We start from the raw sequence: 17,030 nt of genomic DNA, 5'->3' as shown, positions 1-17,030 counted from the left end.
TATAACATTTATTATTATGCCCTTCTTAATTTCTTAAGAAGGACCGACTCAATCTTAATACGTATTAATTCTCAACTTTTACGATAGCCATTTTCCCGTTATATGGCTTGTTACCTTTTGCTTCTAATGCTTTAGTTGCTTCAGATAATCCATCGAATTTCTCGTAATAGATATAATATTTACTTGTTGTCACATTGTAAAAGAAATTAACATCTGAACGTCCGGCTGCCACCGCTTTGGTTAAGAATTGATCTCTTTTTTCAACACTGCTGTGAACGGCAATAATTAAATAATAACCATTATCAGAATTTTTAATATTCTTGATAATTTGCATATTCGACTGGTCTTCACCAAAATCAAAATCACTTGCGGTTAATGGTGTACTACTCAATTTTGTTGTTTCTTTTATACGTTTAAGAGCAGCAACGTCCTGCGCATATCTTCCTTGATCGTTCTCGTAAGCTGCACGTTTGATTCTACGTTTTTTCTCTATTTCAGTTTCCGCTTTAATACGTTCTAAATTCGAAAGTAAAGTAGCGCTGTCTTGTTCCATTTTTAATTGTGCTGCTTTCAACTGATTTATCTTTTCAAGATAAGCTTTGTTCAGAGCATCATTTTTATTAGGAACTTTTTTAAGTCTTTCGTTATATAAATTAGTCAACTTATCGATTTCATCTTTTTGAGCTCTGTTTGCTTCAGCAAGTTGTGCTTTTAATGCTTCTAACTGACTATTTTCTGCCGCAACACTTTTAAAAGGTTTTGGTTCTCTGTAAATTCCTTTTTCGCTTAAATCATTCTCTTCTCTTAAGTCATTCAAGTCTCTTTGTTTATTTGCCACTGTTGTATTGAACTGTGATAATAAATCTTTTTGATTTTTACTTGAACTTTCAATAGATTCTGTCAAACTCTCTATAGCTTTTGCTGTATCATCTTTTGGAGCCGAAGCTGCTTTTGCAAGTGCATCTGCAGCAAGTTTAGCCTGAAGAGCCTCAGCATCTGCCTTCGCTTTTGCATCAGCTAATAATTTTGCTTCACGTGCTTCTTCTGCCAGTCTCAATTGTCTTGTTTCTTCTTCAGCTCTTAATCTTTCTGTAGATTCAGCATCTGCTTTAGCTTTTTGATCAGCCAATAACTTAGCCTGCGCTGCTTCCATATCTGCTTTTGCTTTTGCATCAGCAGCTAATTTTGCCTGAATTGCATCAGCGTCTGCTTTAGCTTTTGCATCGGCAGCTAATTTTGCTTGTGCTGCAGCAGCATCGGCTTTAGCTTTTGCATCAGCTGCTAATTTCGCTTGTTGTGCTTCTGCATTAGCTTTAGCTTTTGCATCAGCAGCTAATTTTGCTTGTAATGCATCAGCGTCTGCTTTGGCTTTTGCATCAGCAGCTAATTTTGCTTGTAATGCTTCAGCGTCTGCTTTGGCTTTTGCATCGGCTGCTAATTTCGCTTGTAACGCATCAGCGTCTGCTTTTGCATCGGCTGCTAGTTTTGCTTGTAATGCTTGGGCATCTGCTTTTGCTTTTGCGTCAGCAGCTAACTTAGCTTGTAATGCTTCAGCGTCTGCTTTGGCTTTTGCATCAGCTGCTAATTTCGCTTGTAACGCATCAGCGTCTGCTTTAGCTTTTGCATCAGCAGCTAATTTCGCTTGTTGTGCTTCTGCATCTGCTTTAGCTTTTGCATCTGCTGCTAATTTTGCTTGTAACGCATCAGCGTCTGCTTTAGCTTTTGCATCAGCAGCTAATTTTGCTTGTTGTGCTTCTGCATCTGCTTTCGCTTTTGCATCTGCAGCTAATTTTGCTTGTTGTGCTTCTGCATCTGCTTTAGCTTTTGCATCAGCTGCTAATTTCGCTTGCAATGCATCAGCGTCTGCTTTGGCTTTTGCATCAGCTGCTAATTTCGCTTGTAATGCATCAGCGTCTGCTTTGGCTTTTGCATCAGCAGCTAATTTTGCCTGAAGTGCAGCCGCATCTGCTTTAGCTTTTGCATCAGCAGCTAATTTAGCTTGTTGTGCTTCTGCATCTGCTTTAGCTTTTGCATCGGCAGCTAATTTAGCTTGTTGTGCTTCTGCATCTGCTTTCGCTTTTGCATCGGCAGCTAATTTTGCTAAACGAGCATCTTCTGCTTCTTGTAATTTTTTCGCTTCAGCATCAGCTTTTGCTTTTGCAGTTGCTTCAGCGTCTGCCTTAACTTTAGCATCAGCCATAAGTTGTGCTTGTAATGCTTCCATATCCGCTTTTGCTTTCGCATCTGCAGCTAATTTTGCTTGTTGTGCTTCGGCATCAGCTTTTGCTTTTGCATCAGCAGCTAATTTTGCCTGAAGTGCATCAGCATCGGCTTTGGCTTTTGCATCAGCGGCTAATTTTGCTTGTAATGCTTCTGCATCTGCTTTAGATTTTGCATCAGCGGCTAATTTCGCTTGTTGTGCTTCAGCATCTGCTTTTGCTTTCGCATCGGCAGCTAATTTTGCTTGTAATGCTTCTGCATCTGCTTTAGATTTTGCATCAGCGGCTAATTTCGCTTGTTGTGCTTCAGCATCTGCTTTCGCTTTTGCATCAGCGGCAAGTTTTGCTTGTAACGCATCTGCGTCTGCTTTAACTTTAGCTTCAGCATCTAATTTTGCCTGAAGTGCATCAGCATCTGCTTTCGCTTTTGCATCGGCAGCTAATTTTATTTTAAGAGCTTCGGCATCAGCTTTTGCTTTTGCTTCAGCAGCGATTCTTGCTTCTCTTGCTTCAGCATCTGCTTTTGCTTTTGCATCAGCAGCTAATTTTTCTTTTAATGCAGCTTCTTCCGCAGCTTTCACTTTTGCGGCAGCAGCTAATTTTGCTTTATTCGCAGCATCAACATTTGCTTTTGTATTTGCAGCAGCGGCAGCAGCTATTTTTGCTTCAGCTGCTAATCTTGCCTGATAAGCATCTGAATCTGCTTTTGCTTTTGCATCTGCAGCTAAAATAGATTGTAAATCTGCAGCTTCAGCTTTTGCTTTAGCATCTGCTTTACGTTTTACTTCGGCAGCATCTGCTTTGGCTTTTGCATCAGCAGCTAGTTTTGCCTGAAGTGCTTCTGCATCAGCTTTTGCTTTTGCATCTGCAGCTAGTTTTGCTTTTGCGGCAGCTTCAGCATCAGCTTTCGCTTTTTCGGCTGCTAATTGAGCTTGTGTTTTTTGAGGTGTTGCACTTTCAGCAACTTTAGCTTTTGCAGCTTCAGCATCGGCTTTCGCTTTTGCGTCTGCAGCTAATTTCAATTTCAATGCTTCGGCATCAGCTTTTGCTTTATCAGCAGCTAATTGTGCTTGTGTTTTTTGAGGTGTTGCAGCTTGAGCAGCTTTTGCTTTTGCAGCAGCCTCAGCATCTGCTTTCGCTTTTGCGTCTGCAGCTAATTTCAATTTCATTGCTTCTGCATCAGCTTTTGCTTTATCAGCAGCTAATTGTGCTTGTGTTTTTTGTGCAGCAGTAGCTCCAGGTTTATTGGCAACCGCTTGTGCTCTCGCAGCGGCAGCGGCATCTACTCTCGCTTTATTATCTGCAGCTAATTTAATTCTACGGGCTTCAGCATCAGCTCTTGCTTTATCTGCGGCCAATTGTGCTTGTGTTCTTTGTTCTGTACCAACTGCTCTGTTTGCAGTTGCAGTTTGTGCTCTTGCTGCAGCTGCGGCATCTGCCTTAGCTTTAGCATCGGCTGCTAATTTTATTTTAATAGCTTCAGCATCTGCTTTCGCTTTATTGTCTGCTTCTAATTTTGCTTTTGCAGCGGCTTCGGCATCAGCTTTCACTTTTTCTGATGCGGCAAGTCTTGCTGCTTTTGCTTCGGCATCAGCTTTCGCTTTTGCTTCTGCTGCCAGTCTTGCTTTTTCTACACCGTCAGCTCTCGCTGCTGTTGTAGCGGTCGATGGTTTCGCGATTACGGCTTTTGGCTTAGACGGATCTAATAATGCACCTTCTTCGTCATCACCATAGTAATAGTTTTTGTTTTTGAATTTATAAGCAATCGCAAATTCATGAGAACCTCCCATGTTCGTGAAATTACCCATTCCTCTTTCATAGTTATATTCAATAGCAATACTTGGAGTTATATTAACACCAAGTCCGGCTGAAACTCCATATAAAGTATTATATCCTGCCTGTGCCCAAACTCCTTGCGGAATAGCGACCATGGCAAGTCCTGAAATAACTGTTTTGTCTTGTTTGATTTCTGTTTTTACAATTCCTGAAAATTTACTTCTGTCAAAAAAACCATAACTATCAATGTATCCTGTATACATTGCATGAAGTTCGATTGCTCTTTCCGGATCTTCTTTTACAATACCACCTCCAAAATTGTAAAGGATCAGATTGTTAACCGATACTCCAAAATCAAGAAATGCAGTTCCGTAATTAATACCGGGATTTACAGTAAGTAAGGTGTGTGAAGGATAATCGCCTTCAACAATAAAAGTATTATCAGATATAATTTTTCCTTTGTCTAAAGCACTTTGATAAACACCAACGTTTAAACCAAAAGTTAAATTACTATCCTGTTCTAAAACGATGTTATGTGCAAAGTTTCCTATTCCGCCAAAAACAGTCATCAGACCATAATTTTGTTGAAATAATCCAAAAGCAAAAGCTTCATTTTCTCTAAAACGTCCAGAATAATTGGCTAAATAAGTATTTGGTGCATTCTCAAATTGCACCCATTGTCTTTTATTATAAAAACTTGCATAAGCATTTGTTTCGCGAACAAAACTAAATGCAGGGTTAATTAAATATCTATTAAACTTTAAAGAATTTCTGATAGGTAACGAAAACGAAACAACTCCATCCTCAGAAGCTGTCTGTGAATAGAGTGTATTTGAAAAACCGTAAAATAAAGTTATGAATAGTAAAATTTTCTTCATATTATCTTATCACAGTTATTGATCCTTTTTTTTCACCTGTGTCGCCTTTAATGACATAGTAATATACTGGATTTACATTTTTAAAATCTATTGAAGTCTGAGGCCAATCTCCTTGATAATTGCTAACATCAAGAACCATATCGCCATTCGAACTTATAATCATAACCTTGGTATTTTCATTCTTGTATTCATCTGGGATATTCCAATATGGACTCCTAGTTAAACTAATTATATTTGGTATAACACTTGTTGGTTTTGGTGGTCCTGTAGTTTTAAAAATAAATTCTTTAGAAGACACACATCCTGAAACCTGTGAAATTTTTACTTTATAAGTACCAATAGCTGCAACTACATACGTATCTGTTGTTGCACCTGCAATAAGATTATCGTTTAAATACCACTCAAAAGTAGGGCTTGCAGCATCTGTTGTTACAGTAACATTTTGAGTGCTTCCTTCTGTAAGTTCAAATTCGTCTGCTACGTCAATACTAGCGTTAAAACCGTTGTTTTTAAGGTCAATTGTTCCTGTAGAACTACAACCTCCAAAATCGACAGCTACGGTATAAATTCCGGCATCTTTTGCAGTAACTGTACGAGTGTCGCCACCAAATGCAGCGCCATCTTTTTTCCATACATAATGATTACCCTGAGTTGCTGTTAAAATAGTTCCGTCAACACTTGCACAAAACGGATTTCCTAAACTGGAAGTAATAGAAACCGCAGATCCGCCAGAACCAGAAGTACTAACGGTAACACGATTTGAACTAAAGTTTACATCAGAACATAAACCATAATCAATCTCGGCATAATATTTTCCTGGAGCATTAACAATTAACTCTTTAGAGCTTTGTCCCGCAATTGCAACATCATCTTTGTACCATTTATACTTAATTTTTGCATAATTTACTGGCGATGAATTTACAATATCAGGCGTGTCGTTGTTGATAGAAAGTGTCAGACTACCGCCTGCACATAACAACGCAACATCATTTTTATTATTAATGAAAAAAGAACCTTCGTAGTCCTTAAAATATATAGGGAAAGAGGTATTACCCAAAGTGTTTTTAAAGCTCGTACTCGCTGGAGCACTTGCCAAAGAACTCTTAACCCTAAAACTATAAGTGTCTGCACCAACTATGGTAGTTGGTACAGCAAATTTTATAGTTTGTGAAGTAGAAGAAAGATCTGTTGCCAGAAGTTTCGTTGTAGCAATAGGAGTTGCATAACTACCCTGACTGTTTGAAAGTTCAATCACAAAAGTAGTTCCTGCAGGAAAATCTATATAACTAAATGTTGCATAAAATTCGTTGAAATTGTTACCCGCGCATAACTTCTCCAGACCATCAAGTGTTTGTGGTACAATAGTTTGCGCTTGTATTTTTGAATTAACAACAAAAAGAATACTCAAAAACAGAAAGCATTTAGTTAAAGATAGAGTAGTTTTTTTAATCATATAGTGCGTTTTCTGGCCAAATCTATATTCTCAAAAAACAAAATATCAATAAATGTTTCCGAAAAATCATACTTATAGTTCTCTATAATGTCCTTTGCAAGAACAGAATAAAAGGCTGCTATAAAAGGTTTTTCTTCGCAGTTTGAGTTGTCTTGATCTTTATTCGTCTCAAGTGCCATAACAAGGCCATCCTTGGGGATGGATGGCCCTACTATAAACTGATTAGAATTATCTAATTTGCCGATTATTGTATCAGCACTATCATTTTTTTGGTTTGGAGCCGCAGTCAGGCTGCAAATAGCATCAATAGAAGCCGTAGGTCTTTCTAATGAACTTTGTGCATATAGACTTAACGTAATAGGTGAAACCAAAAATATTATATATAAAAAATATTTTTTTCTAGATTGAGCCATTATGTCTTGATCTTTATTTGGTCCGTTTTAAGACGAGTACATAAATTGTGTCTGGGGACTTTATTAATAAAATTTACGCTTTAAAATAAAAATCTGAATCTATTTATCTATTTCCGCTTGAAGCTGTGATTTTACCTAATTGAAGTCTGAAATCAGGTTTTTTAGCATTGAAAATATCAATAAATGTTTCTTTATTGTCACTTTGAGAGTATACGTTAAAGAACACACTGTTTCCATACCAGCTTTCTAAATCTTCGTTGTTAGAATTGTATTCTGTAAAGATATTTCCGTTACATAAGTTGAAATACATTTCCTCAAATTTGATTTTTTTAAGGTTGGCATCATTGATTTCTGTTTTGCTGTCTAATAAAACTGCAGGATTAAATCCAGAGATTACACTTCTTTTCATTTCAAGAGAAGCATTTTCAGCTACATACACAGCCTCTTTTACTAAACCTGCCTGAATATCAGCTTTAATGTTTTCACTGTCATTAAGCATTGTAATATTAGTTGCAACTACTAAAGTCTGTTTTTTAGTAAAATCAGTTTCACTTTTCTTTTCGTATGATTTTACTTCCATACAACGAGATCCGTCTTTAGTACTTGAAAAATATGAAGATCTAACAGCTAATGAGTTGTAGAAACGACATTGAACTCCTTGAGAGAATTTATAATCGTCATTGATTGATTTGTAAGAAACAAATTTAGTAACATTTAAATCTCCTCCTAATAAACCAAATGAGTCTCCTCCGGCATAGCTTACCATAACGTTTTCAAGAACTGTTTTGTTACCAACACCTGCAAGAGTTAAACCGTTGAAAGTATCAACACCTTTTACTTTTTTTCCTGCAAATTCGATTCTAACATATCTTAAAACTCCAGAATTAGAAGCTGCGTTATCACCACCATAAGTAGTCAAAGTAGGATCAAGATCCATGTTGTAAGAACCAACATTTCCAAATTTGTTTATTGGAGCATCACCAAGAATTACAACTCCACCCCAGTCTCCAGCTTTTTTCTGGCTACGGTTAGAAGTAAATACAATTGGGTCAGTTTCTAAACCATCTGCAATAAGTTGTGCACCTTTTGTAACTACCAAGGCACCTTTTGTTTCGAAATCACCAATAATCAATGTTCCTGGCTCAATAGTCAAAACAGCATTATTAGTTACATAAACATTTCCTTGCAATACATAAATATTCCTTTTCAGCAATTTAGTATTAACAGAAATGTTTCCTGCTAAAATTTGGTTTGCTTCTCCATACTCTACTTTGTTAGGCTTAAATTCGGTCCAGTTGTTCAACCAATTGTTGTAGCCCATAATTCCTTTCTCTTGTTGAGCACTCATAGAGGTAACTGTCAAAAGAACGCAAATAATTTGAGTAATTTTTTTCATGATAAGGGGGGTATTACTGTTAATAATAAATTTGGGTATGCGTATGCGTAAATGAAAAAACTCATCTCGAGTTTTCTGATTATTTTTCAGAACACATCGAGAACGAGTTGCTTTTTATCTCTTTTCTCAAAATGACGCAAAAAATTTAAATGATCTACGTAAACACTTTAAAAAAGGTTTTAAAAAATATAATTATTTATTACATTTCGTTCAATTCGTTGAACTCATGTAAAGATTTCAATGTGTTTTCGTAAAATAAAATCGCAGCGATTAAGTTTCCTTTATCAGAATACGGCATCATTTTTCTTTGAAATTCTACTGTTGTATCTAAGAAAGTAGTAGTACCAACTGCTTGTGCATCTAATACTTTTTTGTGTTCACTATCGTCCGGAATACCTAAGTCTGCCATCGTAACACCAGGTTTAGTAACCAAAGCTATATAAGGAAGAGTTTTTACCAAAACTTTAATACGCTCAATGTATAATTCTAAAAGTTCTCCTTTTTGCATACCACTCAATTCTTTTTGATCATGGTATTTACGGATAAGAGCTGTCGTACTAATAATACTTCTTGGGGCATTTTTTGCCTGAGCCGAAATTGCTCCGGTTGTCATGAAAAAAACTGCACTTAATAAAATAATTTTCCCTTTCATAGATTCTTTTTATAAATGGTTGTTGATGAAAACAAAAATATATAAATTAACTTAAATTGCAACTTTATTGATTTCTTTTTTCAAAAAAAAAGCTTAAAAAAAGCTTAAAAACCAGCCTTATGTCGAGAAAATGTGCGTTTTAACGAGGTTTTTGTTAAATTTGTTAAAACTTAAACCGTAAGATATTAACTATAAAAAAAATCACATTTCGTAAAATAATAACCAAAAAAAACTTACTTTTCGTAAATTTTAGAAAAAATTTATCACCAAAAAACACCTATATTCTCTCCATTTATCATTGTTATTAACAAAAGTTGGTTAATAAACTCCAAAAAAAACTTTTTATCGCGGCATAAATAAAAAAGTAAGTGATAAACTTTTTACCTAAAATTTTTGACTACATCATTTTCTTCTATCTTTGCTTCATGCAATTTTCTCAAATTTTAGGTCAAGATTACATCAAAAGTCACTTGATAAAAAGTGCAGCTTCCGGACGAATTCCGCACGCACAATTATTCATTGGGCCAGAAGGAAGTGGTACATTATCAACGGCAATTGCTTACGCGCAATATATTTTGTGTAACAATACAGGAAACGAAAATTCAAACGGAAATGATTCCTGCAATTTGAAGTTTCAAAACATTTCACATCCGGATTTACATTTTATTTATCCAACAGTTACCACCGAAGACGTAAAAACCAAACCAAAGAGTTTAGATTTTATTCAGGATTGGCGCACTTTTATTCAGGAAATGCCTTACGGAGGTTTATTTGACTGGTACAAAGTTTTGGGCGTTCAAAACAAACAAGGAGAAATTCGTGTTGAAGATGCAACAGAAGTTTTAAAATCACTTGCTTTAAAATCTTACGAAGGCGGTTATAAAATCATGATTATCTGGATGGCAGATAAAATGAATATTGCCGCGTCGAATAAATTATTAAAACTCCTCGAAGAACCTTCAGACAAAACTATTTTTATTCTTATTTCTGAGAATGAAGAAGACATTATTCAAACCATACGTTCTCGTTGTCAGGTAATTCACTTTAACGGATTACCGGAAAAAGTTATTGCCGAAGCGTTAATTTCAAAAGAGAATATCGACGAGAAATCAGCTTTTAAAATTGCACATCAGGCACAAGGAAATTATAGTAAAGCCTTACATCTTTTAAAAGAAGATGACTCAGAATATCCATTTGAGCAATGGTTTGTTAACTGGGTTCGTGCCGCATTTAGAGCCAAAGGAAATGCTGCCGCCATTCAGGATTTAATATCCTGGAGTGAAGAAATTGCAGCTCTTGGACGTGAAAGCCAGAAGAAATTTATTCAGTTTTGTATCGAAATGTTTCGTCAGGCACTTTTACTAAATTATGAAGCTCCGTCTTTGGTTTATATCGAACCAAAAGTTGAAAAATTCAAACTCGAAAATTTCGCGCCTTTTGTAAACGGAAACAACATTCACGAAATTTTCAAGGAACTTTCTGATGCTATGTATCACATTGAAAGAAATGGAAATGCAAAAATAATTTTGACAGATTTATCTATAAAACTTACTCGTTTAATTCATAAAAAATAGTTTCAAATGAATAATAATGTTGCCTCCATTTTACTATTAGCATTTTTAGCCTTAACGTTCTTACAATCGGGATATGAAAAAATATTTTATTGGAAAGATAATGTCGATTGGCTAAAAGGACATTTTGCTAAAACGCCATTAAAAAACCAAGTACCGCTTGCGCTTTTACATCTTTTAATTCTCGAATTAATTTCTGGAATTTTATGCGTTGTCGGAGCAATACAATTGCTCACAAATAGTGGTCGTGAATTTGGTTTTTACGGCGCTATTTTTTCCTGCATCTGTTTGTTAATGATGCTATTTGGACAAAGATTAGCCAAAGATTACGATGGTGCGAGAACCATTGTTATTTATTTTATTCCGGCTGTTATGGCTGTTTACTGGTTGAATTAAAAATATGCCACTGATTTTACAAATTAAAAAGATTTAAAAATCATTTATCTGTGGCAAAAAAAGCAGCCCGCATTGCGGGTAAAAAAACAAAATTATTATTAAAAAAATGAATCCAAAACACCCTTCAGAATCCCTAACAATATTAACCGATTTAGTTTTACCGAGCGAAACGAATCCTTTAAATAACCTTTTTGGCGGCGAATTATTAGCCCGTATGGATCGTGCAGCAAGTATTGCCGCGCGCAGACATTCACGCCGAATTGTGGTTACTGCTTCTGTGAATCACGTCGCATTTAACAGAGCCATTTCATTAGGAAGTGTCGTTACCGTTGAAGCAAAAGTGTCAAGATCTTTTAAAAGTTCTATGGAAGTTTTTATCGATGTTTGGGTAGAAGACCGCGAATCCGGAAACAGAACCAAAGCAAACGAAGCGATTTATACTTTCGTAGCCGTTGATGATACCGGAAGACCAGTTGAAGTACCTGCAATTGTACCTGAAACTGAACTTGAAATACAACGTTTTGATGCTGCTTTGCGTCGTAAACAATTGAGTTTATTATTGGCCGGTAAAATAAAACCTTCTGAAGCCACAGAATTAAAGGCTTTGTTTTTATAGTATCAAATTTGATACAATTTGGAACAATCAGGTCAAATCAAACTCCAAAAAAAAGAAGTATTTTTACAAAAATTATAAGCCCATACAAATCTAAATCAAGAAGTTATTTATTTTACGATTTATTTTTGATAAAGAAAAAATATAAAAACTTAGATGAAAGAAAAAGAAAAAGAGAAAGAAAAGATGAGTTCAGAAAAAGATGCCAAATTAAAAGCGCTACAACTTACGCTTGACAAACTAGATAAAACGTACGGAAAAGGTACCGTAATGAAAATGGGCGATAAAGCCATTGTAGAAGTTGAAACTATTTCTTCAGGTTCTCTTGGTGTAGATTTAGCCCTTGGAGTAAACGGTTATCCAAAAGGTAGAATTATTGAAATCTACGGACCGGAATCTTCTGGTAAAACAACCTTAACGTTACACGCAATTGCCGAAGCTCAAAAAGCAGGCGGAATTGCTGCATTTATAGATGCTGAGCACGCTTTTGATAGAAATTATGCTGAAAAATTAGGCGTAGATATCGAAAACCTGATCATTTCTCAACCAGACAACGGAGAGCAGGCATTAGAAATTGCAGAGAACTTAATTCGTTCAGGAGCAATTGATATTGTGGTAATTGACTCGGTTGCCGCGTTGACTCCAAAAAGTGAAATCGAAGGTGAAATGGGAGATTCTAAAATGGGTCTTCACGCACGTTTGATGTCTCAGGCTTTGAGAAAATTAACCGGAACTATTAGTAAAACAAACTGTACTGTTTTCTTCATCAACCAGTTGAGAGAGAAAATTGGAGTTATGTTTGGTAATCCTGAAACTACAACAGGTGGTAACGCCTTGAAGTTTTACGCTTCTGTACGTTTAGATATTCGTCGTTCTTCTCAAATTAAAGATGGTGAGAATGTTATTGGAAACAGAACAAAAGTAAAAGTGGTAAAAAATAAAGTTGCTCCACCTTTTAAAACTGCTGAATTTGATATCATGTACGGAGAAGGAGTTTCTAAAACTGGAGAAATTCTTGACTTAGCGGTTGAATTCGAGATCGTTAAAAAAGCAGGATCGTGGTTTAGCTACGGAGATACAAAATTAGGACAAGGTCGTGATGCTGTAAAATCTTTAATCAAAGATAATCCGGAATTAGCTGACGAATTAGAAATAAAAATCAAAGCGCATATTAAAGAATTAGCAAACGCTTAAAAATACAAAAGACTTAATTATTAAGACTTTACACAAACCCGACAGACTTTTAAAGCCTGTCGGGTTTTTTATTTCAAAAAAAAGAATAAAAATGACGCAACCATTTTCAAATAAGTTCATCTAGTAAACAGACATAAGATTTGATTAGGTATTAGGCCATAATACCGACTTCGGAATTTTTTTTCAGAATAAATTTGGTTGTTTGTTCGATAAAACCCGTTAACTGTTTGGTGTTAGCGGGTTTTTATTATTACTGAAAAAAATTACATTACCTACGCAACCTTTTTCAATTTCTACTCTCTATTATATTGTGACGTTAACGGAGTTTAAGATAAACTCTTTATTATCAATCCTTAATATTTTTAAACCATGAAAGAGAAAATAGAAGTGTTGTACAGTAAAAACCGTAGGAAAACCAAATTGAAATTTAAAAAAGTATTGCGTTTTATTTCAGAAAAAATAATTCATCGATAGTATTTTGAATATAAAATGGGGGATTTTAATTCAAAAGAAAACCCGATAACTTCAATGAGTTATCGGGTTTTTTATATTCTATTCTCTTTATTCTATTCTCTCTTCTCTTTCTTAAATTGAAGTAATCCTTTATAAATCAATTGTCTTACTTCGTCCCGAAGCGTTTTTCTATTCTCACTTGTTAATCCTTTAGTTTCTACAAAAGGAAGAATTTTTCCTCTCATTTTTCCCGGGCTTCCACTTAAAAAAGTATAAGAGAATCGTTCCTTGTTATCTGCAAAAACAATGGGTACAATAGGAATTTGATGTTCGATTGCTAAACGAAAAGCTCCATCTTTAAACTCATCTAATAAAATAGTTTCATCATCCGGAACTCCGCCTTCTGGGAAAATACAAATACTAAGTCCTTGATTAAGCCTGTCTTGCGCTCTTTTAAAAACTTCATTTTTGCTTCTAGAAGAATTTCTGTCTACCAAAATACAAGTACGCTTATAGAAAAAACCAAATAAAGGAATTTTTGAAAGTTCTTTTTTCCCAACAAAAACAAAAGGATTTCTAACCACCGCCAACATCAGCATAATATCTGTCATCGAAGTATGATTGGCAACAATCATGTAACTCTTATTTTTAACAAGCTTCTGTTCTCTCTCGACTTTATAATAAAAACCCATCCCAAAAAGGATAAATTTAGCCCAAATGCGGGCCATTTTAAAGAAATAGGGATATCCGCTTTCCGAGATAATAGAAATCAGTAAAAACGGCAGCATAATCAATATCGGAATGGCCATCAAAATGTAAAACCAAATGCGCCATAAAACCCAAAAAACAATTTTAATTCCTTTCATGGTTTCAAATGTAAGAAAACAGAAGTGAATTTTACAAAAAGAATTTGAGCTGCTATTTATTTACCACAAATTTTCTTTTATTTAAAAATGTTAATGATACTATTTTAACACAGAGGAGCACAAAGTTTTTCACAAAGTTCACAAAGTTCACAAAGTTTACAAAGTTTTAAAAAAAAAGTTTTTTCTAAGTTCACAGGTTTTGATTGAACTATGTCGATCTAAATTTCTTTTTCTCTGTGAAAACTTTGTGTTTTTTCTATATTAAAACTTAATATATTATAGGAAAATAATTATTAAATTTAATGTATTTTTGATCTATGACAGAAAACGAAATATCGACAATAATAATCGGCTTGGCAATCCAAGTACACAAAGCACTAGGACCAGGATTGTTAGAAAATGCATACAAAGAATGTTTATTTTATAAAATTAAACAAAATGGTCTTTCTGTAGAAAAAGAAAAAGCTATGCCTCTAATTTTTGAAGAAATAAAACTAGATTGCGGCTATCGCGTTGATTTATTGGTAGAAAATAAATTTGTAATTGAAATAAAAAGTGTAGAATCATTAACTACAATTCATTTAGCCCAAACTTTAATATATTTAAGACTTGGAAAATACAAACTAGGTCTACTAATAAACTTCAATGAAATTCTTTTAAAAAATGGCATACGAAGGGTTATAAATGATTAAATTTTAAGGCTAAATACTCCGTGATCTTAGGATTAAATATCTTCCTCACAAAACAACTTTGTAAACTCTGTGAAAAACTTTGTGCTTCTCTGTGGTAAAATTAAGAATCCCAAAAAATAGCAATATTGGCGAAAAAAACTTTGCGAACTTTGCGGTAAAAAAACCTCAAAATAAACTTTGCATAAAAAACCTTATGCACTTTGCGGTAAAAAAACGAAATTTGCGGTTAAGAAAAAACTAGAATGGCAAAAATACTTACTGGTGTTCAGAGTACTGGAACGCCACACTTAGGCAATTTATTGGGAGCAATTATTCCTGCAATTGAGTTATCAAATAATCCAGCGAACGAATCATACTTGTTTATCGCTGATTTACATTCGATTACACAAATTAAAGACGGAAAAACATTAAGAGAAAATACATATAGTACCGCTGCAGCATGGCTTGCTTGTGGTTTAAATCCTGAAAAAGTAACTTTTTACAGACAATCTGATGTAACGCAAACTGCTGAATTGACCTGGTATTTAAGTTGCTTTTTTCCATTTCAACGTTTGACTTTGGCACATTCTTTCAAAGATAAAGCCGATCGTTTAGACGATGTTAATGCCGGACTTTTTACTTATCCGATGTTAATGGCGGCAGATATTTTACTTTATGATGCTGAATTTGTGCCGGTTGGAAAAGACCAACTGCAGCATTTAGAAATTACTCGTGATGTGGCTTCTCGTTTTAATCACCAAATGGGAGAAACATTTGTAATTCCGGAAGCTAAAGTTCAGGAAGACAGCAAATTGATTCCCGGAACAAACGGTGGAAAAATGAGTAAATCTGCCAATAATATTATCAATATTTTTCTTGACGATAAAACATTGCGTAAGCAGGTTATGAGTATCGAAACGGATAGTACTCCGCTTGAAGCGCCGAAAAATCCTGATACTTGTAATGCTTTTGCAATCTATTCTTTACTAGGAACTGAAGAGCAAATTGCAGAAATGAGAGCAAATTATCTTGGCGGAAATTACGGTTACGGTCACGCTAAACAAGCTTTGTTTGAATTGATTACCGAAAAATTTAAAACCGAAAGAGAAAAATACAATTACTATATCAACAACCTGGACGAAGTAGATGCTTTACTAAAAAAAGGTGCATCAAAAGCTTCTGTTATTGCTGATGGTGTTTTGGCCAAAGTTCGAGAAATACTTGGGTTTGGGAAATAAAAAAAATTGCCACGAATTACACAAATTTACAGAAATTAATCCGTGACTATTTGTGTAATTCGTGGCATTTATATTTTTAAATAGCTTCAAACAATTTTCCGGGTAAAGGTCTAATTACCCCTTTTAACTCCATATTCAACAACATACCTGAGATTTTATAAATAGGAAAATCACATTTTAAAGCGATGGTGTCCAGTAATTCTTTACCATTTTTAAGTAGAAAATCATACAATTTTTGTTCCTCAGGTTCAAGCTCTACAAACAACTGTTTTTGAACTGGTTTGGCTTTATTTTCGATATCCCAATTGAGGATATAAATTAAATCTGCGGCGCTGGTTAACACGTTTGCTTTTTGAGTTTTAATTAAATTATTACATCCCTGACTGTACTTATCACTAACACGACCCGGAACGGCAAAAACATCTCGATTGTAATCGTTTGCTAAATTTGCTGTAATAAGTGATCCACCTCTATCTGCTGATTCTATAACAATTGTAGCTTCGGTCATTCCGGCGACAATACGATTTCTGCGTACAAAATTTTCTTTATCCGGATTTGATGAACTCCAGAATTCCGTAATAAATCCACCGTTTTCCTCTATTTTTGCCACGTATTTTTTGTGCGATTTAGGATAGATTTGGTTTAATCCATGTGCCAGAACACCAATAGTCTGTAAGTTATATTCCATTGCTATTTGATGCGCTACTATATCGACACCATAAGCAAAACCGCTTACAATTACGGGATTAAGTGGTGCAATATCTTCAATTAACTTCTTGCAAAATTCAGTGCCATAGCCGGTTATCTGGCGAGTTCCAACAATACTGATTACTTTTTTGCCTTTTAAATTTATATTACCCGAAGAAAAAATTAAAACCGGAGAATCTATACAATGCTTAAGCCGATCAGGATAATTTTCGTCCAGAAAAAAAGACACTTTTATGTTGTTGGATTTAATAAATTCAAGTTCCTGATTCGCCTTTTCGAAAACACTTTTATCTTTTAAATTTCTTAACAAAACTGTTCCAACTCCATCAATAGCAGCTATTTGATTTATTTTAGTATTAAAAATAGCTTCGGCACTACCGCAATGTGTCAGTAATTTTTTCGCCATTATATCTCCTACTCCATCGACTTTTAATAAGGCTAATAAATAAAATAAATCTTGATCTGACATGAATTGAAATAGAGTTAAATGGCGGCGAAAAATAGATTTCTAAAACAAATATTGGATTTATTTT

13 protein-coding genes are annotated in these 17,030 nt (G+C 34.9%); 6 read left to right on the top strand and 7 right to left on the bottom strand.

The annotated features are described in order from the left end of the window. Window positions 1-64: 64 nt before the first annotated feature. From ASF10_RS08810 to ASF10_RS08790, 5 genes are all read right to left on the bottom strand, one after another. Window positions 65-4,873 (bottom strand): type IX secretion system membrane protein PorP/SprF, encoded by a 4,809-nt coding sequence (locus ASF10_RS08810; protein WP_056247786.1) that lies wholly within the window; start codon window positions 4,871-4,873, stop codon window positions 65-67. A gap of 1 nt (window position 4,874) precedes the next feature. Then, window positions 4,875-6,281, bottom strand: coding sequence for a gliding motility protein SprC (sprC, locus tag ASF10_RS08805; RefSeq protein WP_317039041.1), 1,407 nt, complete (start codon window positions 6,279-6,281; stop codon window positions 4,875-4,877). Window positions 6,282-6,322: 41 nt separating this feature from the next. Then, window positions 6,323-6,739, bottom strand: a complete 417-nt coding sequence (locus ASF10_RS08800) for a hypothetical protein (protein WP_056247782.1) — start codon at window positions 6,737-6,739, stop codon at window positions 6,323-6,325. A gap of 103 nt (window positions 6,740-6,842) precedes the next feature. Continuing rightward, a complete protein-coding gene (locus tag ASF10_RS08795) occupies window positions 6,843-8,135 on the bottom strand; it encodes a hypothetical protein (protein WP_056247780.1) in 1,293 nt (430 codons plus the stop codon). Between the two features lie 199 nt (window positions 8,136-8,334). Beyond that, a complete protein-coding gene (locus ASF10_RS08790) occupies window positions 8,335-8,787 on the bottom strand; it encodes a hypothetical protein (RefSeq protein ID WP_056247778.1) in 453 nt (150 codons plus the stop codon). A gap of 425 nt (window positions 8,788-9,212) precedes the next feature. Between ASF10_RS08790 and ASF10_RS08785 the strand changes: the two genes are divergently transcribed. The 4 genes from ASF10_RS08785 (at window position 9,213) to recA (ending at window position 12,561) form a co-directional block, all read left to right on the top strand. Next, window positions 9,213-10,361, top strand: coding sequence for an ATP-binding protein (locus ASF10_RS08785; RefSeq protein WP_056247775.1), 1,149 nt, complete (start codon window positions 9,213-9,215; stop codon window positions 10,359-10,361). 6 nt (window positions 10,362-10,367) lie between these two features. Beyond that, window positions 10,368-10,754, top strand: coding sequence for a DoxX family protein (locus ASF10_RS08780; RefSeq protein ID WP_056247773.1), 387 nt, complete (start codon window positions 10,368-10,370; stop codon window positions 10,752-10,754). 106 nt (window positions 10,755-10,860) lie between these two features. After that, the gene (locus ASF10_RS08775; protein ID WP_056247770.1) at window positions 10,861-11,370 is read left to right on the top strand and encodes an acyl-CoA thioesterase; all 510 of its coding nucleotides are present in this window, start codon (window positions 10,861-10,863) and stop codon (window positions 11,368-11,370) included. A 183-nt stretch (window positions 11,371-11,553) separates the two neighbouring features. Then, the gene (recA, locus tag ASF10_RS08770; protein WP_056248944.1) at window positions 11,554-12,561 is read left to right on the top strand and encodes a recombinase RecA; all 1,008 of its coding nucleotides are present in this window, start codon (window positions 11,554-11,556) and stop codon (window positions 12,559-12,561) included. 566 nt (window positions 12,562-13,127) lie between these two features. On the opposite strand, the gene ASF10_RS08765 is transcribed toward recA, so the two are convergent. Then, on the bottom strand, window positions 13,128-13,880 hold the full coding sequence (locus ASF10_RS08765; protein WP_056247767.1) for a lysophospholipid acyltransferase family protein: 753 nt from the start codon (window positions 13,878-13,880) through the stop codon (window positions 13,128-13,130). 317 nt (window positions 13,881-14,197) lie between these two features. Between ASF10_RS08765 and ASF10_RS08760 the strand changes: the two genes are divergently transcribed. Beyond that, window positions 14,198-14,572: a GxxExxY protein gene (locus tag ASF10_RS08760; protein WP_056247765.1), complete on the top strand. Its 375-nt coding sequence runs from the start codon at window positions 14,198-14,200 to the stop codon at window positions 14,570-14,572. Between the two features lie 242 nt (window positions 14,573-14,814). Continuing rightward, entirely contained in the window at window positions 14,815-15,789 is a 975-nt protein-coding gene (trpS, locus tag ASF10_RS08755; RefSeq protein ID WP_056247762.1) for a tryptophan--tRNA ligase, read from the top strand. A gap of 76 nt (window positions 15,790-15,865) precedes the next feature. Here the strand turns inward: trpS and dprA are convergent, their stop codons facing one another. Continuing rightward, window positions 15,866-16,966, bottom strand: a complete 1,101-nt coding sequence (gene dprA / locus ASF10_RS08750; protein ID WP_056247760.1) for a DNA-processing protein DprA — start codon at window positions 16,964-16,966, stop codon at window positions 15,866-15,868. Window positions 16,967-17,030: the final 64 nt, after the last annotated feature.

It is taken from the genome of Flavobacterium sp. Leaf82 (genome assembly GCF_001422725.1).
In the GTDB taxonomy this organism is placed as follows: Bacteria; Bacteroidota; Bacteroidia; order Flavobacteriales; family Flavobacteriaceae; genus Flavobacterium.
The sequence above is the reverse complement of the archived record's forward strand: the minus strand, read 5'-3'. Positions and strand labels throughout refer to the sequence as shown.

Bases quoted from the DNA above. Each gene is read 5' to 3' on its own strand.
- ASF10_RS08810 (WP_056247786.1), bottom strand. From the start codon at position 4,873: ATGAAGAAAATTTTACTATTCATAACTTTATTTTACGGTTTTTCAAAT.
- ASF10_RS08800 (WP_056247782.1), bottom strand. From the start codon at position 6,739: ATGGCTCAATCTAGAAAAAAATATTTTTTATATATAATATTTTTGGTT.
- ASF10_RS08795 (WP_056247780.1), bottom strand. From the start codon at position 8,135: ATGAAAAAAATTACTCAAATTATTTGCGTTCTTTTGACAGTTACCTCT.
- ASF10_RS08790 (WP_056247778.1), bottom strand. From the start codon at position 8,787: ATGAAAGGGAAAATTATTTTATTAAGTGCAGTTTTTTTCATGACAACC.
- ASF10_RS08785 (WP_056247775.1), top strand. From the start codon at position 9,213: ATGCAATTTTCTCAAATTTTAGGTCAAGATTACATCAAAAGTCACTTG.
- ASF10_RS08780 (WP_056247773.1), top strand. From the start codon at position 10,368: ATGAATAATAATGTTGCCTCCATTTTACTATTAGCATTTTTAGCCTTA.
- ASF10_RS08775 (WP_056247770.1), top strand. From the start codon at position 10,861: ATGAATCCAAAACACCCTTCAGAATCCCTAACAATATTAACCGATTTA.
- recA (WP_056248944.1), top strand. From the start codon at position 11,554: ATGAGTTCAGAAAAAGATGCCAAATTAAAAGCGCTACAACTTACGCTT.
- ASF10_RS08765 (WP_056247767.1), bottom strand. From the start codon at position 13,880: ATGAAAGGAATTAAAATTGTTTTTTGGGTTTTATGGCGCATTTGGTTT.
- ASF10_RS08760 (WP_056247765.1), top strand. From the start codon at position 14,198: ATGACAGAAAACGAAATATCGACAATAATAATCGGCTTGGCAATCCAA.
- trpS (WP_056247762.1), top strand. From the start codon at position 14,815: ATGGCAAAAATACTTACTGGTGTTCAGAGTACTGGAACGCCACACTTA.
- dprA (WP_056247760.1), bottom strand. From the start codon at position 16,966: ATGTCAGATCAAGATTTATTTTATTTATTAGCCTTATTAAAAGTCGAT.